The sequence below is a fragment of the Massilia brevitalea genome (genome assembly GCF_030711405.1).
GTDB classification, from domain to species: Bacteria; Pseudomonadota; Gammaproteobacteria; order Burkholderiales; family Burkholderiaceae_D; genus Telluria; species Telluria brevitalea.
Genome location: NZ_JAULSI010000023.1, coordinates 17,779 through 43,097 on the forward strand (window position 1 = coordinate 17,779; position 25,319 = coordinate 43,097).

Below are 25,319 nucleotides of genomic sequence, written 5' to 3' on the forward strand. Positions count from 1 at the left end.
AAATTTTACGCCGAACCCAGCGTAAACGGTAATATTTGTTGCCAGTAGGATAGTTTCTCTATGCTCGCGCGGGAAGCCGCAGGCGATTCATCCTTCGAATTTACCGGTTTGGCGAAAAAGATGGACGCCAAAGGCGTCCATGTGTCGCACGCTTGCAACTGCCGGCTTGCGGCCGGCATCCGCCTACAGCGCCGCGGCGATCAGCTGGCCGAGGATGGCGATGCCTTCGCGGATGCGTTCCGGCGGCACCGTCACGAACGACAGGCGCAGGGTATGCGTTTCCGGGTTGGTGGCGTAGAAGGGCGCGCCCGGCACAAAGGCGACGCGTGCGGCGATGGCCTGGTCGAGCAGCTTCATGGCGTCGATCTGCTTTGGCAGCGTCACCCAGATGAACATGCCGCCTTCCGGCCTGGTCCAGCTGACTTCTCTCGGGAAGTGCTGTTCCATCGCGTCGAGCATGGCCTGGCACTGGTTGCCGTACAGGGTGCGGATGGTCGGGATATGGCGGTCGAGGAAGCCGTCTTTCACCACGTCGTAAACCACCATCTGGGTCAGCTGGGCGGTGTGCAGGTCGGCCGCCTGCTTGGCCAGCTCGAGGCGGCGCACCAGCGGCAGCGGGGCGCACACGTAGCCGAGGCGGATGCCGGGCGTCAGCACCTTCGAGAAGGAGCCCATGTAGATCACGCCTTCCGGGTTCATCGCCACCATCTTCGGCATCGGTTCGCCCTTGTACGACAGCGCGCCATAGGGATCGTCCTCGATCAGCGGCAGCTGCAGGCGCGCGCAGGTTTCCACCAGCTCCAGGCGGCGCTCGATCGAGAGCGAGCGGCCGGTCGGGTTCTGGAAGTTCGGCAGCGAGTACAGCAGGCGGGCTCCCTTTGCAACAGCTTCGATCGAGGACGGCACCAGGCCGTGGTCGTCGGTGTCCACCGAGCCGAATTCCGGGCGGTAGACCGAAAAGGCCTGCAGCGCGCCCAGGTAGCTCGGGGTTTCCACCAGCACGCGGCTGCCTTCGTCGATCAGCACCTTGCCGATCAGGTCCAGCGCCTGCTGCGAACCCGAGACCATCAGGATCTGCTCGGGCAGGATCTTCGTCCCTTCGGTCGAGAGGGAATTTGCGATCCATTCCTTCAGCGGGCCGTAGCCGTCGGTCGGGCCGTATTGCAGGGCGACCTTGCCGGTTTCGGTCAGCACGCGGTCGTAGGCTTCCTTCATGCGCTCGACCGGGAAGGTGGCCGGCGAAGGCAGGCCGCCGGCAAACGAGATGATCTCCGGACGCTGGGTGATCTTCAGGATTTCGCGGATAAAGGAGCTTTGCAGTCCCTGCGCGCGCTCGGAAAACTGCCACTGGATGGGATTCGGGTTCTCGATTTTCATGCTGGTCTCGCGGTCGTTGGAAGGCGCGCGCCGGGTAGGCTGCGGTGAAGACCCGGCCGGGTAGGCCGGGCCGTGAAGGGAGGGCGGGCGATCAGGCCAGTTCGACGATCATCTCGATCTCGACGCAGGCGCCGCGCGGGATCTGCGCCACGCCGAAGGCCGAGCGGGCGTGCTTGCCGGCGTCGCCGAAGACTTCGCCGAACAGTTCCGAGGCGCCGTTGGTCACCAGGTGCTGGTCGGTGAAGTCCGGGGTCGAGTTCACCAGGCTCATCAGCTTGACGATGCGCTTCACGCGGGTCAGGTCGCCGCCGCAGGCATCCTGCAGGGTGCCCATCAGGTCGATGGCGATGGCGCGCGCGGCGGCCTGGCCTTCTTCCAGGGTCTTGTTCTTGCCCAGTTGGCCGGCGTTGACCGAACCGTCGGCGTTCTTGGCGATGTGGCCCGAAATGAAGACCAGGTTGCCGGTCTGGACGAACATGACGTAGGCGGCGGCCGGGGCAGGGGCCGATTGCAGGGTGATGTTCAGTTCGGTGAGTTTGTCGTAGACGGACATGGGTGTTCCTGTTGCGGTGAATGAGAGCGGTATTGTACGACTTGCCAGCTGTGAAAGACACAATTTGCACTGCCAGCTTGCATCGGCATGCTTGGCCGTGGCCGCGCCGGATTGGGAGCGGGAGGCAGCCCCGGCTTGTCTGTCCGTCATCATGTTTCTTGGTGTTATCATAACGGATTGCCGCGAACCGGCTCGCCAAGTGAAGGACTGGACCATGACTGCAGTGCTTGCGCTCAAGCTTACCCTGGTTCCGCTGCTGATCTACCTGGTCACCCTGGCCGGACGGCGCTGGGGACCGGCGGTGGCCGGCTGGCTGTCGGCCTTTCCGATCGTGGCCGGGCCGATCCTGTTGACGCTGGCGCTGGAACAGGGGCAGCCCTTTGCGGCCAGCGCGGCCGAGGGGACCTTGCTGTCGGTGCTCGCGATCCTGGTGTTCTGCGTGGTGTATGCCTGGGCTTCCGGCCGCTGGCGTGTCGCCGGTGCGATGCTGCTGGCCCTGTCGGCATGGGGCCTGGCCGTGGCGGTGCTGCAGACCCTGCGCTTGCCGCCCGGCGTGGCCTTCGTGCTGGTCTGGTGCGCCTTGCTGCTGGCGGTGCGCCTGTTCCCCCGTGCTGCCCCGGCTGCCAGCGGCGTGCGCCGCAACGACCTGCCCTGGCGCATGCTGGCGGCGGGTGCGCTGGTGCTGCTGGTGACGGCAGGCGCAGCCAGCATGGGTCCACGCCTGTCCGGCTTCTTCGCCATGTTCCCGGTAATGGGGTCGGTGCTGGTCGGCTTTGCCCATGCCGGCAGCGGCCGGGCGAGCGCAGTGGCGCTGCTGCGCGGGATGGTCTGCGGCTTCTTCGGCTTTTCCGTGTTCTGCGTGACGCTGGCGATGCAGTTGCGTCATGGCGGGCTCGGTTCCGCCTTTGCGCTGGCGCTGGGCTGCGCACTGGTGGTGCACGTGGCGGCGCGACGCATGCTGGCGGGGCCGGCCATTCCCCCCGCTTCCGTGGCGCGCGGCTGAGCGTTGTTGACGCCACTTTGCGCCGCCCCTTGAAATCCCTGTTGCCATCCCCATATCGCAGCAATCCGTTCAACCTGTATTTCCAAGAGGAATAAGATGGCTGTCGCCGAAAAAGAGACCCTTGGCTTTCAAGCCGAAGTAAAACAGCTGCTCCAGCTGATGATCCACTCCTTGTACTCGAACAAGGAAATTTTCCTGCGCGAACTCATTTCGAACGCTTCCGACGCCGCCGACAAACTGCGCTTCGAAGCGATCAACAACGATGCCCTGTACGGCAACGACCACGAACTGAAGATCCGCGTCAGCTTTAACAAAGACGCGAAGACCGTCACGATCTCTGACAACGGCATCGGCATGAGCCGCGACGAGGTCATCTCGCACCTGGGCACGATCGCCAAGTCGGGCACCAAGGAATTCTTCAGCAAGCTCTCGGGCGACCAGAAGGCTGACGCAGCCCTGATCGGCCAGTTCGGCGTGGGCTTCTATTCGGGCTTCATCGTCGCCGACAAGATCACCGTCGAAACCCGCCGTGCCGGCGCCGACGCCGCTGAAGGCGTGCGCTGGGAGTCGGGCGGCGAGGGCGAGTACAGCGTCGAGACCATCGAAAAAACCGGCCGCGGCACCGACGTCATCCTGCACCTGCGCGACGGCGAGGAAGAGCTGCTGTCGAACTGGAAGCTGAAAGGCATCATCCGCAAGTACTCGGACCACATCTCGCTGCCGATCCTGATGCAGAAGGAAGAGTGGGACGAGGAAGCGAAAGCGACCGTGCTGAAGGACGAGTTCGAGACCGTGAACCAGGCCAGCGCGCTGTGGGCCCGTTCCAAGTCGGACATCACCAAGGAACAGTACGACGAGTTCTACAAGCACGTCTCGCACGACTTCCAGGAACCGCTGGCTTACACGCACAACCGCGTCGAAGGCCGCAGCGAATACACCCAGCTGCTGTACGTGCCGAGCCACGCCCCGTTCGATTTGTGGGACCGCAACAAGCGCGGCGGGATCAAGCTGTACGTCAAGCGCGTCTTCATCATGGACGACGCCGAGCAGCTGATGCCGACCTACCTGCGCTTCGTGAAAGGCGTGATCGACTCGGCCGACTTGCCGCTGAACGTCTCGCGCGAAATCCTGCAGGAGTCGCGCGACGTGCGCGTGATCCGCGAAGGCTCGACCAAGCGCGTGCTGGGCATGCTGGAAGAGATGGCGAATTCGGAAGAGCAGGAAGGCAAGGACAAGTACGTCACCTTCTGGAAGGAATTCGGCCAGGTGCTAAAAGAGGGCATCGGCGAGGACACGACCAACAAGGACCGTATCGCTAAGCTGCTGCGCTTCGCCTCGACCCATGACGAATCGGGCGAGCAGACCGTGTCGTTCGAGGATTACATCGGGCGCATGAAGGAAGGCCAGGACAAGCTCTATTACGTCACCGCCGACAGCTACAGCGCCGCCAAGAACAGCCCGCACCTGGAAATCTTCCGCAAGAAGGGCGTCGAAGTGCTGCTGATGGCCGACCGCGTGGACGAATGGATGCTGTCCTTCCTCACCGAGTTCGAAGGCAAGGAACTGGTGTCGGTGGCCAAGGGCGGCCTGGACCTCGGCAAGCTGGAAGACGAAGCCGAGAAGAAGGAACACGAAGAGACCGAGACCCAGTACAAGGAGCTGGTCGAGAAAATGAAGACTGCGCTGGCCGACAAGGCCAAGGACGTGCGCGTGACCTTCCGCCTGACCGACTCGCCGGCCTGCCTGGTGGCGGACGAGCACGAGCTGTCGGCGAATCTGGTGCGCATGCTGAAGGCGGCGGGGCAGAACGCGCCGGAGTCGAAGCCTATCCTCGAGATCAACCCGAACCACCCGCTGGTGACGCGCTTGAAATACGAGGATGCCGAGGGTGCGCGCTTTGGCGACTGGTCGCATATCCTGTTCGACCAGGCGATGCTGGCCGAGGGCGGCAGCCTGGCGGATCCGGCGAGCTTTGTGAAGCGTTTGAATGAGATGCTGCTGGCGAAGTGATTGTTGCCGGAGCGTGAAGTGAAGCCGGGCTGCGTGCCCGGTTTTTTTGTTGTTCAACGGCGGGTGGGCTTGGTGTAATGGGGCTGTTGCCTGTTACGGTATTGGTGCGTTGAATCCGCGTGGGCTCAAGAGCCCACCCTACGGGACACGTTACGTATCCGGGTTTCGTATGATCTCGCTGCTAACGGTGACCGTACGGTGGGCACCCCGTGCCCACGCGGATCACGCACACCACTAACGGCCCACGCAACAGCGCCACCAACTGCCGCACGCCGTTTTAAAACCGCGCCCCAACACCCACCGGCCTGATCCACCCCGCCAAGCGCTCGAACCCCACCTGAAACCAATGCTTCCGATGCTCAGTCAACTGTCCCACGACCCAAGTCGTCATGATGATCAGGACACTCAAGGCAACTATATCGACGGCACTGCGCGCATCATGCCGATACAGATGCAGCCACAACCCCATCACCAGCGCATGCACCAGATACAGCGTAAACGTGTACGACGCCAGCACCCGTAGCGGACGTTCAAAACGCAGCAGGCCCGCAAACCCCGCCCAGCGCGCACACCAGAAATTCCCCAGCACCAGCAGACACACGATGTAATCGCCCAGGAACCGGTCCGCACTCCTGAGCGGCACCGCCGGAAACGGCCAACTCTCCCGCGCCCACATGCGCAGGAACACATCGCTCCCGCTCAGCTTGAACAGCGCCAGTAACACCAGGCTTGCCACCCACCCCGCCAGCGCCACGCGCCTGCCGACTGCGTGCGATTTCAGCCAGTGATACAAGCACACGCCGCTGGCCCACACCGGCAGCAGCAGCCACAGCTTCGGCCCCACGAACAGCAGCAGCGACCCCACTGCCACCACCCGCCCGGCCCCGCGCAAATAGAACGCCGCTCCGAACAGCACGTAATACCAGACCTCGTATCCCAGCGACCAGTAAGGCCCGAGCAAGGGCGGCGGCTCGGAAATCGTCCACAGCTCGCCCATGAACAGCAGGTGCAGCGGAACATACAGCCAGGGCTTGGCGACTTCGTACAGTTGGCGCGCCGGCACCCGCCCGGACCAGACCAGGGCAAAGGCGGCGGCAAAGGCCAGCAGCAGCAAGGGCAGCGCGACCGAATAGATGCGCGTGGCGCGCGCGATGGCGTAGGCGCGCAGCGAGGGGTTCTTCTGCTCGGTGGTGTAGGCGATGACGAACCCGGACAGCACGAAGAACACGATCACGGCCTCGCGTCCCAGGTTCGGCACCCAGGCGTCGGCGCCGCGGGTGATCACACCATACGGCCCGTAGTGGCTGGCCACGACCAGCACGGCCGCCAGCAAGCGGCAGCAGTCGAGGTAGAGCGACAGCGGACGGTTGAGGGAGGCTGGATGAATGGCCATCTGGGCGCCTGTTGGGTAGTCAGGGCATCATACCCCATGCCGCTGCGCCCGCCCGGAGCCGCCCGTTCAGGTGCGCACATCGGCCCGCAATTGGGCGCAGAAGTCGAGCAGGATGCGCTCGCCTTCGGGCCAGTCTCCATGGCCGCTGTCGGCGTTCACGTGGCCGGCGGCGCCGATCTCGATGAAGCGTGCACCCCAGGCATCGGCAAAGGCGCGCGCCCGTTCGCGCGTGACGAAGGGGTCGTCGCTGCTGTACACGACGATGCAGGGGAAGGGCAATTTCATCATCGGCACCGGCGCGAAGCCGTTGGCGTCGATCGGGTAGGACGCGGCTTCGACGTCGCTGGGCGCCACCAGCATGGCGCCGGCAGCGCGCAGGGGCGAACCGGAATGCGCCCAGTGCGCGGCCAGGATGCAGCCCAGGCTGTGCGCCACCAGGATCGGCGCGCCCTGGCTGGCGCCGACGGCCGCATCGAGTTCGGCCACCCATTCGTCGCGACCGGGGTCGTTGAAGTCGCGGTGCGCGACACGCCGCAGCTGTGGGTAGCGTGCTTCCCACAGGGTTTGCCAGTGCTGCGGGCCCGAATTCCACAGGCCGGACAGGGTGAGGACGTCGCAATCCATTGAACACTCCGCTGGTTGTCGTTCACGCCATTCTACCGGCGGCGACGCGGATGTGCCGCGCCCATCACGGCGCCGTGCCGATCAGAGTGCGGTGCGCAGGGCGAACAGCTCCGGGAACAGCACCACGTCGAGCATCTTGCGCAGGTAGCTCACGCCCGCCGTGCCGCCGGTGCCGGTCTTGAAGCCGATGATGCGCTCCACCGTGGTCACGTGGCGGAAGCGCCAGAAGCGGAAGGCGGTCTCGAGGTCGACCAGCTTCTCGGCCAGCTCGTACAAGGCCCAGTGCCGGTCCGGGTCCTGGTACACCGCCAGCCAGGCCGCCTTCACCGAGTCGTCGTGCTCGGTCGGCAGGGTCCAGTCGCGGTTCAGGCGCTCGGGCGCGATGCTAAAGCCGCCGCGCGCCAGCAGCATCACGGCTTCGTCGTAGACCGAGGGCAGGCGCAGTTCGCGGTCGAGGATGGCGTGCGCCGGCGGGTTCTTTTCGTGCACCGCCAGCAGGTTGGCGTTCTTGTTCCCGAGGATGAATTCGAGCTCGCGGTACTGGTGCGACTGGAAGCCCGACGAAGCGCCCAAGTAGGGCCGGATCGCCGTGTATTCGGACGGCGTCATGGTGGCCAGCACGTCCCAGGCATGCACCAGCTGGTCCATGATGCGCGCCACGCGCGCCAGCATCTTGAAGGCGGGAGACAGTTCGCCGGCGCGCAGGTGCACGCGCACGGCCTGCATCTCGTGCAGCATCAGCTTGACCCAGAGTTCGCTGGTCTGGTGCTGGATGATGAACAGCATCTCGTTGTGGTTCGGCGAAAGCGGGTGCTGGGCCAACAAAATCTGTTCCAGCCCCAGGTAGTCGCCGTAGCTCATCGACTCCTTGAAGTCCATCTTGGCGCCGTGCCACTCGGCCGGCTTGTCTTTCATGTCGCTCATGGTGGGTCTCGGGTCAATGCGTCAGGTCACTGCGCCGCGTTCGGCGCGCACGTCGTAGTCCTCGCGGTCGAGGATATCCTTCAGGATCTCGACGGCGTCCCACACGTCCGCATACGAGGTATATAAAGGCGTGAAGCCGAAGCGCATGATTTCCGGCTCGCGGTAGTCGCCGATCACGCCGCGCGCAATCAGCGCCTGCATCACCGCGTAGCCGTGCGGATGGGTGAAGCTGGCCTGGCTGCCGCGGCGGGCATGCTCGCGCGGCGTTACCAGTCCCAGCGGGTGATCGGCGCAGCGCGCCTCGACCAGCGCGATGAACAAATCGGTCAGGGCCAGCGACTTGGCGCGGATCGCCGCCATGCCCGTTTCCTCGAACACTTCCAGCCCGCACTCGACCATGGCCAGCGACACCACCGGCTGGGTGCCGCACAGGGCGCGGCCGATGCCGTCGCAGGGTTCGAAGCCGTGGGCCATGGCAAACGGCCTGGCATGGCTCCACCATCCCGACAGCGGATGCTGGAACCGGGCCTGGTGGCGCTGCGGCACCCAGATAAAGGCTGGCGCGCCCGGGCCGCCGTTCAAATACTTATAAGTGCAGCCGACCGCGAAGTCGGCCTCGGCGCCGTTCAGGTCGACCGGCACCGCGCCGGCCGAGTGGGCCAGGTCCCAGACCACCAGGGCGCCGTTCTGGTGCGCGTGGCGGGTGAGGGCGGCCATGTCGTGCTGGTAGCCGGTGCGGTAGTTCACGTGGGTCAGCATGACGACGGCGCAGTCGGCGTCGATGGCGGCCGGCAGTTCCTCCACCCTGTCGACCAGGCGCACGCTGTAGCCGCGCTCGAGCCAGGACGTCAATCCTTCGGCCATATAGATATCGGTCGGGAAGTTGCTGCGCTCGGTGACGATGACGCGGCGCGCGGCAGTGTCGCCTTCAGCCTGCATGCGCACGGCGGCGGCCAGGGCCTTGAACAGGTTCAGCGAGGTGGTGTCGGTGACCACGACTTCGCCGGCTGCCGCGCCGATCAGCGGCGCCAGGCGCTGCCCCAGGCGTTTCGGCAGATCGAACCAGCCGGCCGTGTTCCAGCTCTTGATCAGGTCTTGCCCCCACTCGCGCGCCACCACGTCCTGGGCACGGGCCAGGGCCGCGCGCGGGCGGGCGCCGAGGGAATTGCCGTCCAAATAAATGACGCCGGCGGGCAGGTCGAAGCGTTCGCGCAGCGGCGCCAGCGGGTCTTGGGCGTCGCGCGCCAGGCAGTCGCTACGGGTGAGGGTGGGTTCGCTCATGGTCATGGAGTCTCGGTTGTATAGGCAGATGGCCGTTCGGCGGGCAGTGTAGCAAGACCCCGGGAAAAATATTTCAAATTTTTTTGCATTCAACTCTAAAGTTCCGCCAGGCCATGCCGTAAAGGAGTCAGAGCGCTGAAAAAGATGACCAAAAATATTTCAAAAATATTTGCCGACAACCCTAAAGTTCTCGAAAACGCTGCCGTTAAGGAGTCAGAGCGCTGCGAAAGCGCAACGGAAGCAAAAAAAGTTGCGACAGGAAAACGTTGCAACACAGCATGCCGAACCACAGTCCAAACGCCTCCTTTTCATAGGAGCGCATCTCCCATCCGCAAGGGTTTGTCAGACAAACTCCTACGGATGCTGTCGTCTTTGGAGGACACGAAATACAGTGTCTCTCTGATTCCGTAAATATTGCTCTACAGTCAGAATCTATCTCACTGGCAACACGCACTGCTGCCAGAACCTAAACAACGGAGAGTGGAAAATGACTGCAAACGACATGATGGCTGAAATCCGCGACGCGAACCTGAGCTACCTGATGCTCGCGCAGCAGATGATCCGCGCCGACAAGGTCACCGCGATTTTCCGCCTCGGCATCTCGGCCGACATCGCCGACCTGATCGAAGGCATGAGCAACGCGCAGATCCTGAAGCTCGCCGGCGGCAACATGATGCTGGCCCGCTTCCGCTTCGACGATACCGCCATCCTGTCGATGCTGACCAGCCATACCAAGGACCGCGCCCTGGCCCAGTCGCACGCCGCCATCCTGATGGCCGGCCAGCCGGCCGAAGAAATCGCCTGATGCGCTACTCGGCACCGGTCCTATGGTGTAGGATAGCCGGGACTGTTGCCGGAGCTGTAGGATGACCAAAAAAAGCGTCGTATCGGAAGCGCAAGAAATCCAGCTCGCCATCGAGCTGATCCAGCTGGGAGCACGGCTCCAGTTGCTGGAAACCGAGGTCTCGCTGTCGCGCGAGCGCCTCATCAAGCTGTACAAGGAACTGAAGGGCGTATCGCCGCCGAAAGGCATGCTGCCGTTCTCCACCGACTGGTTCCTGACCTGGCAGCCGAACATCCATTCCTCGCTGTTCCTGAATATCCATAACTTCCTGGTCGATAATGCCGGCGCCGGCGGCATCCAGGCGGTGATGAAAGCCTATCAGCTCTACCTCGAGCAGATGCCGGCCTCGCCCGGCGAAGAACCCCTGCTGTCGCTCACCCGCGCCTGGACCCTGGTGCGCTTCTACGGCAGCGGCATGCTCAAGCTTGCCCTTTGCGAAAAGTGCAAGGGCAAGTTCGTGGTGAATACGCTCGATTTGAACAGTGGCTACCTGTGCGGCCTGTGCCACATGCCTTCGCGCGCCGGCAAGACGCGCAAGGCCAAGGACGCCGCCCTGCAGGCCGCCCTCGATGCCGAGCAGGCCGGTAGCGCATCCGACGCCTGAGCGGGTGTTCCTGAAGGCCCAGCCGCTACCCGGAGGCGCGCCATGAGCGCGCTGCGCATCCTGCGTGCGCCTGCCGTCCAGGCGCTGCTGTGCCAGGTGGCCGCATTCCCGCTGACGCTGCTCGCCGTATTCCTGCTGGCCCGCGCCGGCAACGCTCCCTCGTATCTCACGGCTGCAATTGCCCAAGGCATCTTTGCCGCCGTCCTCACGGCCTGTCGCCGCCTGGCGCGCTGGTGGCTGGCGATCGGTTTCCTGTTTCCGCTGGCTCTGCTGGGCGCCAGCCAGTTCGCGATTCCGCCCTGGCTGTTCCTGGTCATCTTCCTGTTCATGCTGGTGCTTTACTGGTCGACCTTCCGCACCCAGGTGCCGTACTACCCGTCGGGAAAGGCAGCCTGGGATGCCGTGGCCGAGCACCTGCCACAGGATCGGCCGGTCTCCTTCATCGATATCGGCAGCGGCCTCGGCGGGCTGGTGCTGGATATGGCGCGGCGCCGCGCCGACGTGCGGGCAACGGGAATCGAACTGGCGCCGCTGCCCTGGCTGGCAAGCTGGCTGCGTGCCAGATTCACCAATAGTCGCGCCACATTCCTGCGCGGCGACTACGAGCGTCTCGATTTCGCCAACTACGACGCCGTATTCGCCTACCTGTCGCCGGCCGCCATGACCGCTCTCTGGCGCAAGGCCAAAAAAGAGATGCGGCCCGGCAGTATGTTAATGAGTTACGAGTTCGCTATTAACGATTCCACACCGACCTTATCTGTCTATCTACCGAACACTGGTCGAACTCTCTACATATGGCACTTTTAGGCGACAATCGCCGCTGTTTTACTTGCTCCAGGGCCATTCTCCCGCTATTGTTCCAGCTGTTGTAGTTCCCTACGTAAATATTTTTTCTGAGATACAAAGTCTCGGATTTCGTGGATCGTCCAGCCCGTCCGGGCCCTTTCTGGAGCAGTGCCTTGTTAGTCATTATCGGTTACGTCGTTATCTGCGCGTGTGTGTTCGGCGGCTTCGTCGCAAGTGGCGGACACATGGCTGCGCTGTTCCAGCCGCTGGAACTGGTGATGATCGGCGGTGCAGCGGCAGGTTCGATGTTCGTCGGTAACAACGGCAAGGCGCTGAAGGCCACCATGAAGGCCTTGCCGACCGTGTTCAAGGGTTCCATGTACACGAAAGAGATGTACATGGAGCTGATGTCGCTGCTCTTCGACGTGCTGTCGAAAGTGCGCAAGGAAGGCCTGATGTCGATCGAAGGCGACATCGAGTCGCCGGAAGCGAGCCCGCTGTTCTCGAAGTACCCGCTGGTGCTGGCCGACCACCACATCGTCGAATTCATGGCCGACTACCTGCGCCTGATGGTGTCGGGCAATATGGACGCCTTCCAGATCGAAAACCTGATGGACAACGAGATCGAGACCCACCACCAGGAAGGCCACGTGCCGGCCCACGTGATCGCGAAACTCGGCGACGGCTTGCCGGCCTTCGGTATCGTGGCGGCGGTGATGGGCGTGGTGCACACCATGGAATCGGTGGGTATCCCGCCGGCGGAACTCGGTATCCTGATCGCCAAGGCGCTGGTCGGTACCTTCCTCGGTATTTTGCTGGCCTATGGCTTCGTCAGCCCGCTCGGCAGCGTGCTGGAACAGAAGCTGGAAGAATCGACCAAGATGTTCCAGACCGTGAAAGTGACGCTGCTGGCCAGCCTGAACGGCTACGCCCCGGCCCTGGCCGTGGAATTCGGCCGCAAGGTGCTGTACTCGACCGAGCGCCCGACCTTTGCCGAGCTCGAAGAGCACATCAAGAAGTCCAAGGGCAAGTAAGACCTCTCCCCTCTAACCTGAACCAAGCGAATACCCATGGCCGATGAAGGAATGCGCCCGATTATCGTCAAGCGGATCAAGAAATCCGGTGGCGGACATCATGGCGGCGCCTGGAAGATTGCCTACGCCGACTTCGTGACGGCGATGATGGCCTTCTTCCTGTTGATGTGGCTGCTTGGCTCGACGGCCAAGGGTGACCTCGACGGCATCTCGGAATTCTTCAAGACCCCCTTGAAGGTGGCGATGTCGGGCGGCTCGGGCTCGGGCGACAGCTCCTCGGTGATCAAGGGCGGCGGCACCGATTTGACGCGCCGCAATGGCCAGGTGAAGAAGGGCGACACCCCGCCGGAACACAAGACCTATGACCTGAACGCCGCCAAGGCCCAGGTCGAGCGCGCCGAAGGCGAGCGCCTGCGCGGCCTGAAGGCCAGGCTGGAATCGGTGATCGACGCCAACGAAACGCTGAAGAAATACAAGAACCAGCTGCTGCTCGACATCACCAGCGAAGGCCTGCGCATCCAGATCGTGGACGAGCAGAACCGTCCGATGTTCGCCATGGCGAAAGCCACGCTGCAACCCTACACCGGCGACATCCTGCACGTGCTGGGCATGGTGCTGAACGACGTGCCGAACCGCATCGGCCTGTCCGGCCACACCGATTCGACCCCGTACTACAGCGACGCCGGCTACAGCAACTGGGAACTCTCGGCCGACCGCGCCAACGCTTCGCGCCGCGCACTGGTGCAGGGCGGCCTGGCCGACGACAAGATCCTGCGCGTGGTCGGGCTGGCCGCGGCCGCGCCGCTCGACCGCGCCGACCCGTTCAATCCGATCAACCGCCGCATCAGCATCATCGTGATGAACAAGCGCACCGAAGACGCCGTGATGCGCGACGCCGCCACGCTCGACGTGCCGGCAGCGGATGGCGAGGCCGCCGCCCAGGCAGTGACTGCAGCCACCACCAAATAAGCCGCCCGCGACAGGACAGGAGGACCATAATGACAAGAAAAAAGATACTCGGCTCGCACGTCAAGCGGCTGCTCTCCGGCGTCTCCGCCCATGGACGCCGCCACCTCAGCGAGGTCGAGACCGACCTGCGGCAGACGGAATTGCTGCTGGAAGAAGCCATTGAGAAATTGACCAGCAGCTTCCTGGCCATCCATAGCGCGGTCGGCGAGCGCCAGGCCGCAATCGACCGCCTGCTGGCCGGCGGCGAGCCGAGCGAAGCGGACAGCGCCATGCTGGCCGCGATGTCGTCGGAAATCGGCAACCACGTCAACACGGCGGTGACCAGCATGCAGTTCCAGGACATGACCAGCCAGCTGATCGAGCGTACCCTGAAGCGCGTGACGGGCTTGCGCGACTTCCTCGGCACGCTGGACGAACACGGTTCCGACATTCATCCGGAAACAGGCAGCGAGGAAATCGTCGAGCGCCTGGGCAGGGTCAGCATGGCGCTGGCGATCCAGTCGCTCGAGCTGCGCAGCGTATTGCGCAAGTCGGTCGAACAAAAGCATCTCGAAAGCGGAGACATCGAACTGTTCTGACAGTTCGGTCCAACCATAACCATCACCCGGCAGTGCCCCGGGCAGTCAAAACAGCAGGAGCAAAACATGGCTAAAACAATTCTCGCGGTCGACGATTCGAGCTCGCTGCGCCAGATGGTGGCGTTCAGCCTGAAGGCGGCAGGTTACCAGGTGGTGGAAGCGGTGGACGGCCAGGATGGCCTGGACAAGGCGCGCCAGCAGGTGGTCGACCTGGTCCTGACCGACCAGAACATGCCGCGCATGGACGGTTTGTCGCTGATCAAGCAACTGCGCGGCCTGCCTGAGTACCAGAAGGTGCCGATCCTGATGCTGACCACCGAATCCTCGGACGAAATGAAATCGAAAGGCCGTGCGGCCGGCGCCAACGGCTGGCTGGTCAAGCCGTTCGACCCGCAGCGCCTGATCGAGGTCGTCAAAAAAGTGATCGGTTGATGCGCATGCATCGCCCACCGCAACGGAACTTGTCATGACGATCGACATCAGCCAGTTTTACCAGGTCTTTTTCGACGAGGCCGAAGAGCTGCTCGCCGAAATGGAACGGCTGCTGCTGGCGGTCGACGTGGCCGCGCCCGACGCCGAAGACCTGAACGCCATCTTCCGCACCGCCCACTCGGTGAAGGGCGGCGCCTCGACCTTCGGCATCACCGACATGAGCGAAGTCACGCACGTGCTCGAATCCCTGCTGGACCGCATCCGCAAGGGAGAGATGGCGCTCACCAGCCAGCACGTGGACGCCTTTTTGGCCGCGAAAGACACCCTCAAGATGCAGCTCGACGGCCACCGCAACGGTGCGCGCGTCGACCAGGACACGGTGGCCAACGTGCGCATGATGCTGCACGATCTGTCCGAAGGCCTGGTGCCGGCGGCCTCGATCGTGGCCCCGTCGTTCCTGCACGCCGAACCGAAAGCCCAGACCGGCGAAGGCGCGCACCGCTACAAGATCGAGCTGCCCGGCGTCGAACAGCGCGACGTGAATGCGCTGGTGGACGAACTCGGCCTGATGGGCCGGGTCTCGGTGACGCCGCTCGATGGCGGGCGCAGCGCGCTCATCATTACCACCCATGAAAGCCTGGACGACATCGTCGCCATCTGCTCGTTCGTGCTGGACCCGAACGACCTGAAGATCTTCGAAGCGCCGCCGCTCACGCCTGAACAACGCGCCATCGAGGCCGCCGAGCGTGCGCGCATCGAGGAAGAGCAGGGCTATGGCTTCTTCGATCCGGCCGACGACGTGGTGGCAGTCAGCGCCGAGCAGTCCGACGACGAGCGCGGCTATGGCTTCTTCCAGCCGATCGAGCAGATCCGCGCGCTGGCCGGCATCGATGCACCGGGCGCCAAGCCGGTGGTTGCCGTGCATGCGGCTGTCGCGGCCGTCGATCACGAAACCGAGAAAAAGGCCGCCAAGAAGGATGAAAAAGGCGCCGAATCGTCGTCGATCCGGGTGTCGGTGGAAAAAGTCGATCAATTGATCAACCTGATCGGCGAACTGGTGATCACCCAGGCCATGATCGAGCAGCGCAGCGGCGGGCTGGACCCGATGATGCACGAGCGCCTGCTGTCTTCCGTTTCCCAGCTCACCCGCAACACGCGCGAGCTGCAGGAAGCGGTAATGTCGATCCGCATGATGCCGATGGACTTCGTGTTCTCGCGCTTCCCGCGCATGGTGCGCGACCTGGCCGGTAAACTCGGCAAGAAGGTCGATTTCATCACCCACGGCGCCGCGACCGAGCTCGACAAGGGCCTGATCGAGCGCATCGTCGACCCGCTGACCCACCTGGTGAGGAACAGCATCGACCACGGCATCGAGATGCCGGAGGCACGCGCTGCGGCGGGTAAATCCGAAGCAGGGCGCCTGTTCCTGTCGGCCGGCCACCAGGGCGGCAATATCGTCATCGAAGTGGCCGACGATGGCGCCGGCCTGAACCGCGAGCGCATCCTGGCGAAGGCTGCGCAGAACGGCCTGGCCGTGTCCGACAGCATGAGCGACAGCGAAGTCTGGCAACTGATCTTCGCGCCCGGCTTCTCCACGGCCGAGATCGTGACCGACGTTTCCGGCCGCGGCGTCGGCATGGATGTTGTCAAACGTAACATCACGTCCATGGGCGGTTCGGTCGATATCCGCTCCGCGCGTGGCTTCGGCACCACGATTTCGATCTCGTTGCCCTTGACCCTGGCCATCCTGGACGGCATGACCATCCGCTGCGGCGAAGAAATCTATATCCTTCCACTAGGCTACGTCGTTGAATCGCTGCAGCCGCGCCGCGAAGACATCCGCGACATCGCCGGCCGCGGCCAGGTGCTGAAGGTCCGCGGCGAATACCTGCCGCTGATCGCGCTGCACGCCGTGTTCGACATCGCGCCGCGCTCGAGCGACCCGGCCGACGGCATCGTGGTGATCCTGGAATCCGAAGGCAAGCGCGCCGCGCTGCTGATCGACGACCTGGTGGGCCAGCAGCACGTGGTGGTGAAAAACCTGGAAGCGAACTACCGCAAGGTCAACGGCATTTCCGGCGCCACCATCCTGGGCGACGGCGGCGTTTCGCTGATCCTCGACGTGGCCGCCCTGGTGCGTTCCTCGCGCCAGGTGGCCGACGAGGCGCTGGCCTCTTAATACAATCAATAGCAAGGAAACAACATGTCCATTACCCAAGCCGCCCAATCCCAGGGCAACGACGCCGGTCTCGAATACCTGGCCTTCACCCTGGGTTCGGAAGAATACGGCATCGACATCCTGAAAGTGCAGGAAATCCGCGGCTACGAAGCCGTGACCCGTATCGCGAATGCGCCGGAATTCATCAAGGGCGTGATCAACCTGCGCGGGATCATCATCCCGGTGGTCGACATGCGCATCAAGTTCAAGCTCGGCGAGCCGACCTACGACCAGTTCACGGTCGTCATCATCCTGAACATCGGCGGCCGCGTCATGGGCATGGTGGTCGACAGCGTTTCCGACGTGACCACCTTGACCCCGGACCAGATCAAGCCGGCTCCGGACATGGGCACCGCCTTCAGCACCGATTACCTGATCGGCCTGGGCACGGTGGATGAGCGCATGCTGATCCTGGTCGACATCGACCGCCTGATGTCGTCGCCGGAAATGGGCCTGATCGACAAGCTGGCAGCGTAAATCCAACAACGGCACCGGGCAGCGCATGACGCGGGCTTCGTGCCTGCAACCAACTAGAAGGTAAGGCAAGTGCCGTTACACAAATCTGACACGGTCAAGGAATTCGACTTCACGCGCGGCGACTTCGAGCGCGTGCGCGCCCTGATCTACCGCCAGGCCGGCATTTCGCTGGCCGATTCCAAGCAGGAAATGGTTTACAGCCGCCTGGCGCGGCGCCTGCGGGCGACCGGCATCCAGTCCTTCGCGAAATACCTCGACGACCTGGAAGCAGGGCGCATGAGCGACGAATGGGAGTCGTTCACGAATGCGCTCACGACCAACCTGACCTCGTTCTTCCGCGAAGCCCACCACTTCCCGCTGCTGGCCGAACACGCCGCGCGCCTGCGCGGCCGCCCCGGCGAACCGCTGACGATCTGGTGCTCGGCCAGCTCGACCGGCGAAGAGCCGTATTCGATCGCCATGACCCTGTGCGAAGCCTTCAACACGCTGACGCCGCCGGTGCAGGTCATCGCCACCGACATCGACACGAATGTGCTGGCCACTGCCAGCGAAGGCGTGTACGGCGACGACCGCGTGGAAAAGATGTCGCCCGAACGCCTGAAGCGCTTCTTCCTGCGCGGCAAGGGCCGCCACGAAGGCATGGTGCGCGTGCGCCCGGAGCTGCGCCAGCTGGTCACCTTCCGCCAATTGAATTTGCTGGCCGACAGTTGGCCGGTAAGCGGGCAGTTCGACGCCATCTTTTGCCGGAATGTCATGATTTATTTTGACAAAGAGACCCAGCGCAAGATCCTGGCGCGCTTCGTGCCGCTGATGAAGCCGCATGGGCTGCTGTTTGCCGGCCACTCCGAAAACTTCCTCTACGTTTCCGACGCGCTGCGCTTGCGCGGCAAGACTGTCTACGAACTCAACGACCGCCGCGCCTGACGCGCTCGCGTACCCCGGAAACCCCATGCATTCGAATAATCAGTTCGCCACCAACGTCTACTATGACCGCATCTTCGATGTCGAAGCGGCCAAGATTTTGCCGGGCGAGTATTACTACACCGGCAAGAACATGCTGATCGTGACCGTGCTCGGTTCCTGCGTGTCGGCCTGCATCCGCGACCGCGTGACCGGCCTGGGCGGCATGAACCACTTCATGCTGCCCGACGGCGGCGGCGATGGCGGCAGCCCGGTGTCGGCCTCGATGCGCTACGGCACCTTTGCCATGGAAGTCCTGATCAACGACCTGTTGAAGGCCGGGGCCCGGCGCGAGCACCTGGAAGCCAAGGTCTTCGGCGGCGGCGCCGTGCTGCGCGGTTTTACCGCCATGAATGTGGGCGAGCGGAATGCCGCCTTCGTGATGCAATTTTTGAAGACGGAACGGATTCCGGTACTGGCCGAAGACCTGAACGACATCTACCCGCGCAAGGTGTATTTCTTCCCGAAGACGGGGAAGGTGTTAGTAAAGAAATTGATGCAAACCCAGAACGATACGCTGGCCAAGCGCGAGCTCGACTATGCCAAGCGTCTCAAGGTCGAGCCCGTTGGCGGCGAAATCGATTTGTTCTGACCCTGAAAGGAAAGACGATGACAATCAAGGTCCTGATCGTCGACGACTCGGCACTGATCCGCAGCGTGATGAGCGAGATCGTGAATTCGCAAGCCGACATGGAAGTCGTGGCCACCGCGCCCGATCCGCTCGTCGCCCGCGAACTGATCAAGAAACACAACCCCGACGTGCTGACCCTCGACGTCGAGATGCCGAAGATGGATGGCCTCGACTTCCTGGAAAAACTGATGCGCCTGCGTCCGATGCCGGTATTGATGGTGTCGTCGCTGACCGAGCGCGGCTCGGAAATCACGATGCGCGCGCTGGAACTGGGCGCGGTCGACTTCGTTACCAAGCCCAAGATGTCGATCCAGACCGGTATGCGCGAGTACACCGAGCTGATTACCGACAAGATCCGCGCCGCCGCACGTGCGCGCGTGAAAGCCCGTACCTTACAACAACAAGCCATGCCTTCCGCCCTGCAAGCCTTGCGCAGTCCCTTGATTTCTTCGGAAAAGCTGATCATCATCGGCGCCTCGACCGGCGGCACCGAAGCGATCCGCGAATTCCTGATGCAGATGCCGTCCGACTGCCCCGGCATCCTGATTGCCCAGCACATGCCGGAAGGGTTCACGACCTCGTTTGCGCGCCGGCTCGACTCCTTGTGCAAGATCAGCGTGTCGGAGGCGGCCGGCAACGAGCGTATCCTGCCGGGCCACGCGTACATCGCACCGGGCCACTCGCACCTGCTCTTGAGCCGCTCGGGCGCCAACTACATGACCAAGATCGAGCAGACCGACCCGGTGAACCGGCACCGGCCCTCTGTGGACGTGCTGTTCCGCTCGGCGGCAATGGCGGCTGGCAAGAATGCGGTCGGCGTGATCCTGACGGGCATGGGGAAAGACGGCGCTGCTGGTATGCTTGATATGAAAAACGCGGGCGCGCACAATTTCGCCCAGGACGAGGCTTCGTGCGTGGTGTTCGGCATGCCGCGCGAAGCAATTGCCATCGGCGCGGTAAACGATGTGGCGCCCTTGCAGGCCTTGCCGGGCCTGGTGCTCGGGCAGTTGGCGGCGCAAGGTGGCCGGGCGTTGCGGGTTTGATGCGCTTTCTCCGCTTTTGCGCCGGTTTTGTCGCCGTAGGGCAACAAAAATGCTATCCTTGAGGTTGCTTGTTGGAGCGCCTCAAGCCACACTAACCATAGTAAAAGAATCAACGGAGTAATTCATGGCTGACCCAAAGATGCGTTTCCTGGTTGTTGACGATTTCTCGACGATGCGCCGCATCGTCCGGAACCTGTTGAAAGAACTGGGTTACGCCAACGTCGACGAAGCGGAAGATGGCGTCATGGCGCTGACCAAGCTGCGCAGCGAGCAGTTCGACTTCGTCGTCTCGGACTGGAACATGCCCAATATGGACGGGCTGACCATGCTGCAGCACATCCGTGCCGACCCGGCGCTGAGCAAATTGCCGGTGCTGATGGTGACCGCGGAAGCGAAGAAGGAAAACATCATCGCCGCCGCCCAGGCTGGCGCCAGCGGCTACGTGGTCAAGCCGTTCACGGCCGCCACGCTCGACGAGAAGCTGAACAAGATCTTCGAGAAGATGGAAAAGGCCTGACATGGCAGAGCATTCGCTTGAATCGGCAGCTTCGAACGAAGAGGTCCTGAGCCGCATCGGCCACATGACGCGCGCGCTGCACGACAGCCTGCGCGGCCTGGGCCTCGATAAACTGATCGAAAAGGCGGCCAGCGACATCCCGGATGCGCGCGACCGCCTCGATTACGTTGCGCGCCTCTCGGAACAGTCCGCCAAGCGTGTGCTCGACGCCACCGATGCGGCCGGTCCTTTGCAGGACGGCATCGAAAACCGCAGCACCGCGCTGCGCGGCGAATGGCAAGCCCTGCTGGACAATGCCGGTAGCGGCGACAGCGACTGGCGCGCCCTGGCCGAACGCACGATGGCCGCACTGGCCGAGTCCGAGGGGGCCGCTGTCGCCACCCGCGGCCAGCTGATGGATATCATGATGGCCCAGGATTTCCAGGACCTGACCGGCCAGGTGATCGGCAAGATCACCTCGATCGCGCAAGACCTGGAAAAGCAGCTGGTGCAGGTGCTGGTCGATTTCGCCCCGAGCGAAATCAAGCGCGAGCTCGATACCGGCCTGCTGAACGGTCCGCAGGTCAAGCCGGAAGGCAAGTCGGACATCGTGGCCGACCAGGGCCAGGTCGACGACCTGCTCGACAGCCTGGGGTTCTGACCCAGGCGGCATCCAGCCGCCCGATTGCGCATTACCTGAATCATTCGCGACCGATTCCATGCACCACAAAAATTATATTGTTCGCGAACCGCTGCTCGATGGCGCCCAGCGCGTCATCGGCTACGAGCTGCTCTGGCAGCAAAAGGGCGGCCATCCCGTCCTCGATGCCGACCTGGAGCAACTGGTCGGCTTCGTCGCCGAGCACGTCCAGCACGAAGAACACGGCTGGCTGCTGCGCGACAAGCTCCTGTTCCTCGACGCCGTGCCGGCCATGCTCTCGACCGACGCCCTGTTTGCGCTGCCGCCCGAGCGCACCGTGCTGAGCCTGCAGGCGCGTACCCTGATGGACCCGAACACCCGCGCCGCCGTGCAGGCCGTGCGCGCCGGCGGCATCGGCATCTCGATCCGCGGCCTGGAAGTCGGCCACATCACCAAGGCGCTCGCACCCTACGCTTCGCACGTCGAGATGCGCTTTGCCGGCATCAACGTGGCCGAGCAGGCGCGCACCTATGCCGCCGCCAAGGGGGCCAGCTTGCGCATGGTCGGGCGCCCGGTCAGCAACTGGATCGACTACGACGCCTGCGCCACGCTCGGCCTGGAAGCCTTTGTCGGCAAGCTGCACCTGACCCCGCGTCCGGGCAACCCGGTCAAGGGACTGAATCCGACCCAGGCCATCATCCTGCAGCTGATGCAGATGGTGCAGAACAACGACGACATCCCCAAGCTCGAAGGCGTGCTCAAGCGCGACCCGGCGCTGACCTATAAACTCCTGCGCAACATCAACTCGGCGGGGTTTGGCGCCGGACGCGAAGTGCAGTCGATCCGCCAGGCCATTGCCCTGATGGGCTATGCGCCGCTGTACCGCTGGCTGACCCTGCTGCTGGCCAGCGCCAGTACCAGCGGCTATTCGCCGGTGCTGATGGAAACGGCCGTGGTGCGCGGGCGCCTGACCGAGCTGCTGGGCCTGCATGCTTTGCCGAAGGCCGAAGGGGAGAATTTGTTCGTGGCGGGCATGTTCTCGCTGCTGGACCGGCTGCTGGGGCTGCCGATGAAGGAAGTGCTCGATACGATTCCGCTGCCGCCGGAAGTGGTGAAGGCCTTGCTGACGCGTGAAGGCATGTACGGGCCTTACCTGGCCCTGGCCGAAGCCTGCGAGCTGAGTTCGAACCTGGTCGGTTCGCTGGCCGCTGGCCTCAACCTGAGTCCGCTGGAAGTGAACAAGGCGCATTTGTGCGCGCTGGCCTGGGCGCAAGCCGTTACCGCATAGCGGTTGTAGTTCGTAGGGTGGGCATTCGTAGTGCTGGCATTTAGCCAGCCCTACTGCCCACGCGGTACGGAGGGACCGCAGAGACCACATGTCCGGGAGCCGATACGCATGCGTTAGGCAGTGAGTTTCAGCCGCGTGTACGCAAGCGGTGAGACCGCGTGGGCACAAGTGCCCACCCTACCACGTCAACGGCAACGTCGAGGTCAACAACAACGGCAACGGCAACGACGACGGCAACGTCAACAACAGCGTCAAATTCAACAACGGCCTCAACTCCGCCGCATTTCCATGCCGATCCGGTCGTAGCGGCACCCCACCTGCACCTGCTCGCCGAGCAAATAGCTGCGGAAGGGCCGCAGCATGCGCACTTCGAGGTCGGCCACGATCGCCAGGGCCGGGCCCAGCTGCAAACGCACGTTCTTCAATTTCTGCCCCACGTGCAGCCTGCGCGCAGCCTCCGGCGGAGCGTGCATGCCGATGCCGCCGGTAGCAAAATCGCAGAGCGGCAATTCGATCTGCCGGTCGGGCAGGGTGATGGTGGCGGCGAACTGGTCGGCCAGCGCGGTGTCGGCACGCGGCGTTGCGCGCCGGTTCAGCACCAGGCAGGTGTCCGGAAATGGCAGGCTGAGCTGGTGGGGCGCGGCCGCGGCAGTACCCCAGTCGCCGTCGAGCTCGAACTGCAGGCGCGCGTCCCTCGCCAGCAGGGCGACGAAGGTGGCCGGCCCGGCAGCGATAACGGCTGCGCTTGGTAATTCCAGTGTGAAACGGGGGGGCATCGGCGGCCACGGCAACGATGCGCGCCAGCGGCGGCGCCGCCGCTGCAGCTGAGCCGGCCGGGTAGACGGTCAGCATGGCGCCGGCCTCGGCCAGCGCCATCAGCGCTTCGCCGATGTCGAAGGGGTCGCGCATGTCGTGCGCGTTCTTGTGCGCGATGCGCTCCAGCGGTGCGGCAGGAGGAGATGAGAAAGAGTCGGTCACGTTGGCAATCCTTGCGTCGGTGTCCGGCCGGGACGGCGGATCGCCATCAGCATACACCGCGCCGCTGGCTGTTGCAGATAATAAATGCGCTTCTAATAATACTTATCTGAACAGCGAGGGCGCGGGCAGAGGCGGAGGCGCGTCAGATCTCGAGGTTGTCGATCAGGCGCGTGGTGCCCAGCTTGGCTGCCGCCAGCACCACCAGCGGCGTGCCTTGCGCCAGGTCGCCGGCCGAAGGCGGCTGCAGGTCGATGCGCTTGCGGATCGAAATGTAGTCGGGCTTCCAGCCGCGCTGCGCCAGTTGCGCCATGGCGTCGCGCTCGACCGAGAAGGTGTCGAGGTGGCCAGCGCGCATCTCGCCCGCGACAAAGTTCAGGGCCTGGTACAGGGCCGGCGCTTCGGCACGTTCTTCGCTTGAGAGATACATGTTGCGCGAAGACAGGGCGAGGCCGTCTGCCGCACGGAAGGTTTCGGCGCCGATGATTTCGGTCGGCAGGGCGAACTGGCGCGCCATGTTGCGCACGATCATGAGCTGCTGGTAATCCTTCTTGCCGAACACGGCTACGCGTGGCTGCACGCAGGAAAACAGCTTGGTTACCACGGTGCAGACGCCGTTGAAGAATCCCGGGCGGAATTCGCCTTCCAGCGTGTTGCCCAGCATGTCGGGCGGCTGGACGCGGTATTCCTGGGGCTCCGGATACAGGTCTTTCTCGGTCGGCGCGAACAGCACGTACACGCCTTCTTTTTCCAGCTTGTCGATGTCGGCCTGGAAGGTGCGCGGGTATTTGTCGAAGTCTTCGTTCGGGCCGAACTGCAGGCGGTTGACGAAGATCGAGGCGACCACCGGGTCGCCGTGCTTGCGCGCCAGGCGCATCAGCGACAAATGGCCTTCGTGCAGATTGCCCATCGTCGGCACGAAAGCGGTGCGCAGTTGGCCGCGCAGCTGGTCGCGCAGTTCGTCAATGGTGGAAATGATTTTCATGGTGTGTGGATACGTGAGTGATGATGCCGCCGGCCTGCTTCAGGCCGGCGAGTACGCCAGGCGCACATAGATGGGCGCGAACGGTTCGGCCTGGGTAATCTCGACCAGGGTTTCCTTGGCCAGCTCGAGCAGGGCAACGAAGTGCACGACCACGATCGGCACCGATTCCTGGCCCGCGAACAGTTCGCCGAATTCGACGAAACGCTGCGCTTGTAGTGTACGCAGGATGGCCGACATGTGCTCGCGCACCGACAGTTCCTGACGCCCGATACGGTGGTGCTGGGTGAGCTTGGCCCGGCGCAGCACGTCGAGCCAGGCGCGCTGCAGGTCGTGCGGCGCCACCTGCGGCAGCACCACGGCCAGGCCTTGCTCGACCGGCAGGGCAGGACGCTGGAAATCGCGCCCTTCCTGCGGGATCGTGCCAAGGCGCACGGCGGCCAGCTTGATCTGCTCGTACTCCAGCAGGCGGCGCACCAGTTCGGCGCGCGGGTCGCCGGCGTCCTCGATCAACTCGTCCTGGCGCTTCGGCAGCAGCATGCGCGACTTGATCTCGATCAGCATCGCCGCCATGAGCAAATACTCGGCGGCCAGTTCCAGGTTGCTCTTGCGGATCTGCTCGACGTATTCCAGGTATTGCAGGGTCACCTGCGCCATCGGGATATCGAGGATGTTGAAGTTCTGCTTGCGGATCAGGTAAAGCAGCAGGTCGAGCGGGCCTTCGAAGGCGTCGAGGAAGATTTCGAGGGCGTCGGGCGGGATGTACAGGTCGTTGGGCATGCGCAGCAGCGGCTCGCCGTACAGCCGCGCAATGGCGGCTGCCGCGGCATCGTCGAGCGCAGCTTCGGTAGGCGGCGCGACGGAGCTGTCCGATGCGCTGTCTGGCGCCGTAGCCAAGGCCGCGTCCGGCACTGCCTCGGCCGGCGCGTCCTGGCCGGCCTCGTGCGCTGTCATGTCCCCTGGACCTTTGGCCTTAGAACTTGCTCTGGTACGGGTAAGCCTGCTGGCGCAGGCGCGATTCTTCGACGCGCGCCTGTTCGTCCAGAGAAATCGGCAGCTTGTCCCAGAGCAGGCTGCGGCCTTCTTGCTGGCGCTCTTCCATGCCAGGGGTCTTGGACTTCAGTTCGTCGATGAACTTGGTGTGGTCGGAAACGTAACCGGTGAATTTAGGCATTGTCTTGCTCTATAAAAAGAAAG

At 63.6% G+C, this 25,319-nt stretch carries 27 protein-coding genes; 17 read left to right on the forward strand and 10 right to left on the reverse strand.

Translation table 11 applies throughout. From position 1 onward, the window contains the following. Positions 1 to 183: 183 nt before the first annotated feature. Positions 184 to 1,377, reverse strand: coding sequence for an aminotransferase-like domain-containing protein (locus tag QWL29_RS15555; protein WP_305823793.1), 1,194 nt, complete (start codon positions 1,375 to 1,377; stop codon positions 184 to 186). Between the two features lie 91 nt (positions 1,378 to 1,468). Then, a complete protein-coding gene (locus QWL29_RS15560; protein ID WP_305823794.1) occupies positions 1,469 to 1,930 on the reverse strand; it encodes a RidA family protein in 462 nt (153 codons plus the stop codon). 214 nt (positions 1,931 to 2,144) lie between these two features. On the opposite strand from QWL29_RS15560, the gene QWL29_RS15565 reads away from it, so the two are divergent. Further along, positions 2,145 to 2,933: a hypothetical protein gene (locus tag QWL29_RS15565; protein WP_305823795.1), complete on the forward strand. Its 789-nt coding sequence runs from the start codon at positions 2,145 to 2,147 to the stop codon at positions 2,931 to 2,933. Positions 2,934 to 3,029: 96 nt separating this feature from the next. Continuing rightward, positions 3,030 to 4,943, forward strand: a complete 1,914-nt coding sequence (gene htpG / locus QWL29_RS15570) for a molecular chaperone HtpG (RefSeq protein ID WP_305823796.1) — start codon at positions 3,030 to 3,032, stop codon at positions 4,941 to 4,943. Between the two features lie 277 nt (positions 4,944 to 5,220). Here htpG and QWL29_RS15575 read toward each other — a convergent pair whose 3' ends face one another. The 4 genes from QWL29_RS15575 to kynU all read right to left on the reverse strand — a co-directional run bounded on the left by QWL29_RS15575 (position 5,221) and on the right by kynU (position 9,165). Next, positions 5,221 to 6,336: an acyltransferase family protein gene (locus tag QWL29_RS15575; protein ID WP_305823797.1), complete on the reverse strand. Its 1,116-nt coding sequence runs from the start codon at positions 6,334 to 6,336 to the stop codon at positions 5,221 to 5,223. A 66-nt stretch (positions 6,337 to 6,402) separates the two neighbouring features. Continuing rightward, entirely contained in the window at positions 6,403 to 6,960 is a 558-nt protein-coding gene (locus tag QWL29_RS15580; protein WP_305823798.1) for an RBBP9/YdeN family alpha/beta hydrolase, read from the reverse strand. 81 nt (positions 6,961 to 7,041) lie between these two features. After that, a complete protein-coding gene (gene kynA / locus QWL29_RS15585; protein ID WP_305823799.1) occupies positions 7,042 to 7,884 on the reverse strand; it encodes a tryptophan 2,3-dioxygenase in 843 nt (280 codons plus the stop codon). Positions 7,885 to 7,905: 21 nt separating this feature from the next. Continuing rightward, entirely contained in the window at positions 7,906 to 9,165 is a 1,260-nt protein-coding gene (gene kynU / locus QWL29_RS15590) for a kynureninase (protein WP_305823800.1), read from the reverse strand. 487 nt (positions 9,166 to 9,652) lie between these two features. Here kynU and flhD point away from each other — a divergent pair, with 487 nt between their 5' ends. From flhD to QWL29_RS15665, 15 genes are all read left to right on the forward strand, one after another. After that, complete coding sequence (flhD, locus tag QWL29_RS15595) at positions 9,653 to 9,970, forward strand: flagellar transcriptional regulator FlhD (RefSeq protein WP_229437064.1); 318 nt, start codon at positions 9,653 to 9,655, stop codon at positions 9,968 to 9,970. A 61-nt stretch (positions 9,971 to 10,031) separates the two neighbouring features. Continuing rightward, the gene (gene flhC / locus QWL29_RS15600) at positions 10,032 to 10,613 is read left to right on the forward strand and encodes a flagellar transcriptional regulator FlhC (protein ID WP_305823801.1); all 582 of its coding nucleotides are present in this window, start codon (positions 10,032 to 10,034) and stop codon (positions 10,611 to 10,613) included. 42 nt (positions 10,614 to 10,655) lie between these two features. After that, the gene (locus QWL29_RS15605) at positions 10,656 to 11,420 is read left to right on the forward strand and encodes a class I SAM-dependent methyltransferase (protein WP_305823802.1); all 765 of its coding nucleotides are present in this window, start codon (positions 10,656 to 10,658) and stop codon (positions 11,418 to 11,420) included. A 152-nt stretch (positions 11,421 to 11,572) separates the two neighbouring features. Continuing rightward, the gene (gene motA, locus QWL29_RS15610) at positions 11,573 to 12,433 is read left to right on the forward strand and encodes a flagellar motor stator protein MotA (protein WP_305823803.1); all 861 of its coding nucleotides are present in this window, start codon (positions 11,573 to 11,575) and stop codon (positions 12,431 to 12,433) included. A gap of 36 nt (positions 12,434 to 12,469) precedes the next feature. Then, a complete protein-coding gene (gene motB / locus QWL29_RS15615) occupies positions 12,470 to 13,402 on the forward strand; it encodes a flagellar motor protein MotB (RefSeq protein ID WP_305823804.1) in 933 nt (310 codons plus the stop codon). A 29-nt stretch (positions 13,403 to 13,431) separates the two neighbouring features. Further along, positions 13,432 to 13,980, forward strand: coding sequence for a chemotaxis protein (locus tag QWL29_RS15620; RefSeq protein WP_305823805.1), 549 nt, complete (start codon positions 13,432 to 13,434; stop codon positions 13,978 to 13,980). A gap of 66 nt (positions 13,981 to 14,046) precedes the next feature. Beyond that, the gene (locus QWL29_RS15625; RefSeq protein WP_229437058.1) at positions 14,047 to 14,412 is read left to right on the forward strand and encodes a response regulator; all 366 of its coding nucleotides are present in this window, start codon (positions 14,047 to 14,049) and stop codon (positions 14,410 to 14,412) included. Positions 14,413 to 14,446: 34 nt separating this feature from the next. Beyond that, the gene (cheA, locus tag QWL29_RS15630; protein WP_305823806.1) at positions 14,447 to 16,591 is read left to right on the forward strand and encodes a chemotaxis protein CheA; all 2,145 of its coding nucleotides are present in this window, start codon (positions 14,447 to 14,449) and stop codon (positions 16,589 to 16,591) included. Positions 16,592 to 16,615: 24 nt separating this feature from the next. Beyond that, positions 16,616 to 17,107 carry a chemotaxis protein CheW gene (locus QWL29_RS15635; protein ID WP_305823807.1) on the forward strand — a complete coding sequence of 164 codons (492 nt, stop codon included), beginning with the start codon at positions 16,616 to 16,618 and terminating at the stop codon, positions 17,105 to 17,107. A 69-nt stretch (positions 17,108 to 17,176) separates the two neighbouring features. Next, complete coding sequence (locus QWL29_RS15640; protein WP_305823808.1) at positions 17,177 to 18,031, forward strand: CheR family methyltransferase; 855 nt, start codon at positions 17,177 to 17,179, stop codon at positions 18,029 to 18,031. Positions 18,032 to 18,056: 25 nt separating this feature from the next. After that, positions 18,057 to 18,659: a chemoreceptor glutamine deamidase CheD gene (gene cheD / locus QWL29_RS15645; protein ID WP_305823809.1), complete on the forward strand. Its 603-nt coding sequence runs from the start codon at positions 18,057 to 18,059 to the stop codon at positions 18,657 to 18,659. Positions 18,660 to 18,676: 17 nt separating this feature from the next. Next, complete coding sequence (locus QWL29_RS15650; RefSeq protein ID WP_305823810.1) at positions 18,677 to 19,741, forward strand: protein-glutamate methylesterase/protein-glutamine glutaminase; 1,065 nt, start codon at positions 18,677 to 18,679, stop codon at positions 19,739 to 19,741. A gap of 124 nt (positions 19,742 to 19,865) precedes the next feature. Continuing rightward, complete coding sequence (cheY, locus tag QWL29_RS15655; RefSeq protein ID WP_229437049.1) at positions 19,866 to 20,258, forward strand: chemotaxis response regulator CheY; 393 nt, start codon at positions 19,866 to 19,868, stop codon at positions 20,256 to 20,258. Position 20,259: 1 nt separating this feature from the next. Then, positions 20,260 to 20,898, forward strand: a complete 639-nt coding sequence (gene cheZ, locus QWL29_RS15660; RefSeq protein ID WP_305823811.1) for a protein phosphatase CheZ — start codon at positions 20,260 to 20,262, stop codon at positions 20,896 to 20,898. 58 nt (positions 20,899 to 20,956) lie between these two features. Further along, positions 20,957 to 22,165, forward strand: coding sequence for an EAL and HDOD domain-containing protein (locus QWL29_RS15665; RefSeq protein ID WP_305823812.1), 1,209 nt, complete (start codon positions 20,957 to 20,959; stop codon positions 22,163 to 22,165). Between the two features lie 269 nt (positions 22,166 to 22,434). Here QWL29_RS15665 and QWL29_RS15670 read toward each other — a convergent pair whose 3' ends face one another. From QWL29_RS15670 to QWL29_RS15685, 4 genes are all read right to left on the reverse strand, one after another. Next, the gene (locus tag QWL29_RS15670) at positions 22,435 to 22,941 is read right to left on the reverse strand and encodes a PilZ domain-containing protein (protein WP_305823813.1); all 507 of its coding nucleotides are present in this window, start codon (positions 22,939 to 22,941) and stop codon (positions 22,435 to 22,437) included. Between the two features lie 344 nt (positions 22,942 to 23,285). Next, the gene (gene panC / locus QWL29_RS15675) at positions 23,286 to 24,125 is read right to left on the reverse strand and encodes a pantoate--beta-alanine ligase (protein ID WP_305823814.1); all 840 of its coding nucleotides are present in this window, start codon (positions 24,123 to 24,125) and stop codon (positions 23,286 to 23,288) included. A gap of 39 nt (positions 24,126 to 24,164) precedes the next feature. Next, a complete protein-coding gene (locus tag QWL29_RS15680) occupies positions 24,165 to 25,076 on the reverse strand; it encodes a segregation and condensation protein A (RefSeq protein WP_305823815.1) in 912 nt (303 codons plus the stop codon). Positions 25,077 to 25,095: 19 nt separating this feature from the next. After that, positions 25,096 to 25,296 carry a DUF3460 family protein gene (locus tag QWL29_RS15685; protein ID WP_305823816.1) on the reverse strand — a complete coding sequence of 67 codons (201 nt, stop codon included), beginning with the start codon at positions 25,294 to 25,296 and terminating at the stop codon, positions 25,096 to 25,098. Between the last annotated feature and the right edge of the window lie 23 nt (positions 25,297 to 25,319).

Coding starts and splice junctions, on each gene's coding strand:
- QWL29_RS15670 (WP_305823813.1), bottom strand. CDS start 22,941: ATGCCCCCCCGTTTCACACTGGAATTACCAAGCGCAGCCGTTATCGCT.
- QWL29_RS15685 (WP_305823816.1), bottom strand. CDS start 25,296: ATGCCTAAATTCACCGGTTACGTTTCCGACCACACCAAGTTCATCGAC.
- QWL29_RS15580 (WP_305823798.1), bottom strand. CDS start 6,960: ATGGATTGCGACGTCCTCACCCTGTCCGGCCTGTGGAATTCGGGCCCG.
- cheY (WP_229437049.1), top strand. CDS start 19,866: ATGGCTGACCCAAAGATGCGTTTCCTGGTTGTTGACGATTTCTCGACG.
- kynA (WP_305823799.1), bottom strand. CDS start 7,884: ATGAGCGACATGAAAGACAAGCCGGCCGAGTGGCACGGCGCCAAGATG.
- flhC (WP_305823801.1), top strand. CDS start 10,032: ATGACCAAAAAAAGCGTCGTATCGGAAGCGCAAGAAATCCAGCTCGCC.
- htpG (WP_305823796.1), top strand. CDS start 3,030: ATGGCTGTCGCCGAAAAAGAGACCCTTGGCTTTCAAGCCGAAGTAAAA.
- QWL29_RS15605 (WP_305823802.1), top strand. CDS start 10,656: ATGAGCGCGCTGCGCATCCTGCGTGCGCCTGCCGTCCAGGCGCTGCTG.
- QWL29_RS15680 (WP_305823815.1), bottom strand. CDS start 25,076: ATGACAGCGCACGAGGCCGGCCAGGACGCGCCGGCCGAGGCAGTGCCG.
- cheZ (WP_305823811.1), top strand. CDS start 20,260: ATGGCAGAGCATTCGCTTGAATCGGCAGCTTCGAACGAAGAGGTCCTG.
- QWL29_RS15555 (WP_305823793.1), bottom strand. CDS start 1,377: ATGAAAATCGAGAACCCGAATCCCATCCAGTGGCAGTTTTCCGAGCGC.
- flhD (WP_229437064.1), top strand. CDS start 9,653: ATGACTGCAAACGACATGATGGCTGAAATCCGCGACGCGAACCTGAGC.
- QWL29_RS15575 (WP_305823797.1), bottom strand. CDS start 6,336: ATGGCCATTCATCCAGCCTCCCTCAACCGTCCGCTGTCGCTCTACCTC.
- QWL29_RS15650 (WP_305823810.1), top strand. CDS start 18,677: ATGACAATCAAGGTCCTGATCGTCGACGACTCGGCACTGATCCGCAGC.
- panC (WP_305823814.1), bottom strand. CDS start 24,125: ATGAAAATCATTTCCACCATTGACGAACTGCGCGACCAGCTGCGCGGC.
- QWL29_RS15565 (WP_305823795.1), top strand. CDS start 2,145: ATGACTGCAGTGCTTGCGCTCAAGCTTACCCTGGTTCCGCTGCTGATC.
- QWL29_RS15560 (WP_305823794.1), bottom strand. CDS start 1,930: ATGTCCGTCTACGACAAACTCACCGAACTGAACATCACCCTGCAATCG.
- QWL29_RS15635 (WP_305823807.1), top strand. CDS start 16,616: ATGTCCATTACCCAAGCCGCCCAATCCCAGGGCAACGACGCCGGTCTC.
- kynU (WP_305823800.1), bottom strand. CDS start 9,165: ATGAGCGAACCCACCCTCACCCGTAGCGACTGCCTGGCGCGCGACGCC.
- cheD (WP_305823809.1), top strand. CDS start 18,057: ATGCATTCGAATAATCAGTTCGCCACCAACGTCTACTATGACCGCATC.
- motB (WP_305823804.1), top strand. CDS start 12,470: ATGGCCGATGAAGGAATGCGCCCGATTATCGTCAAGCGGATCAAGAAA.
- QWL29_RS15625 (WP_229437058.1), top strand. CDS start 14,047: ATGGCTAAAACAATTCTCGCGGTCGACGATTCGAGCTCGCTGCGCCAG.
- QWL29_RS15665 (WP_305823812.1), top strand. CDS start 20,957: ATGCACCACAAAAATTATATTGTTCGCGAACCGCTGCTCGATGGCGCC.
- QWL29_RS15620 (WP_305823805.1), top strand. CDS start 13,432: ATGACAAGAAAAAAGATACTCGGCTCGCACGTCAAGCGGCTGCTCTCC.
- cheA (WP_305823806.1), top strand. CDS start 14,447: ATGACGATCGACATCAGCCAGTTTTACCAGGTCTTTTTCGACGAGGCC.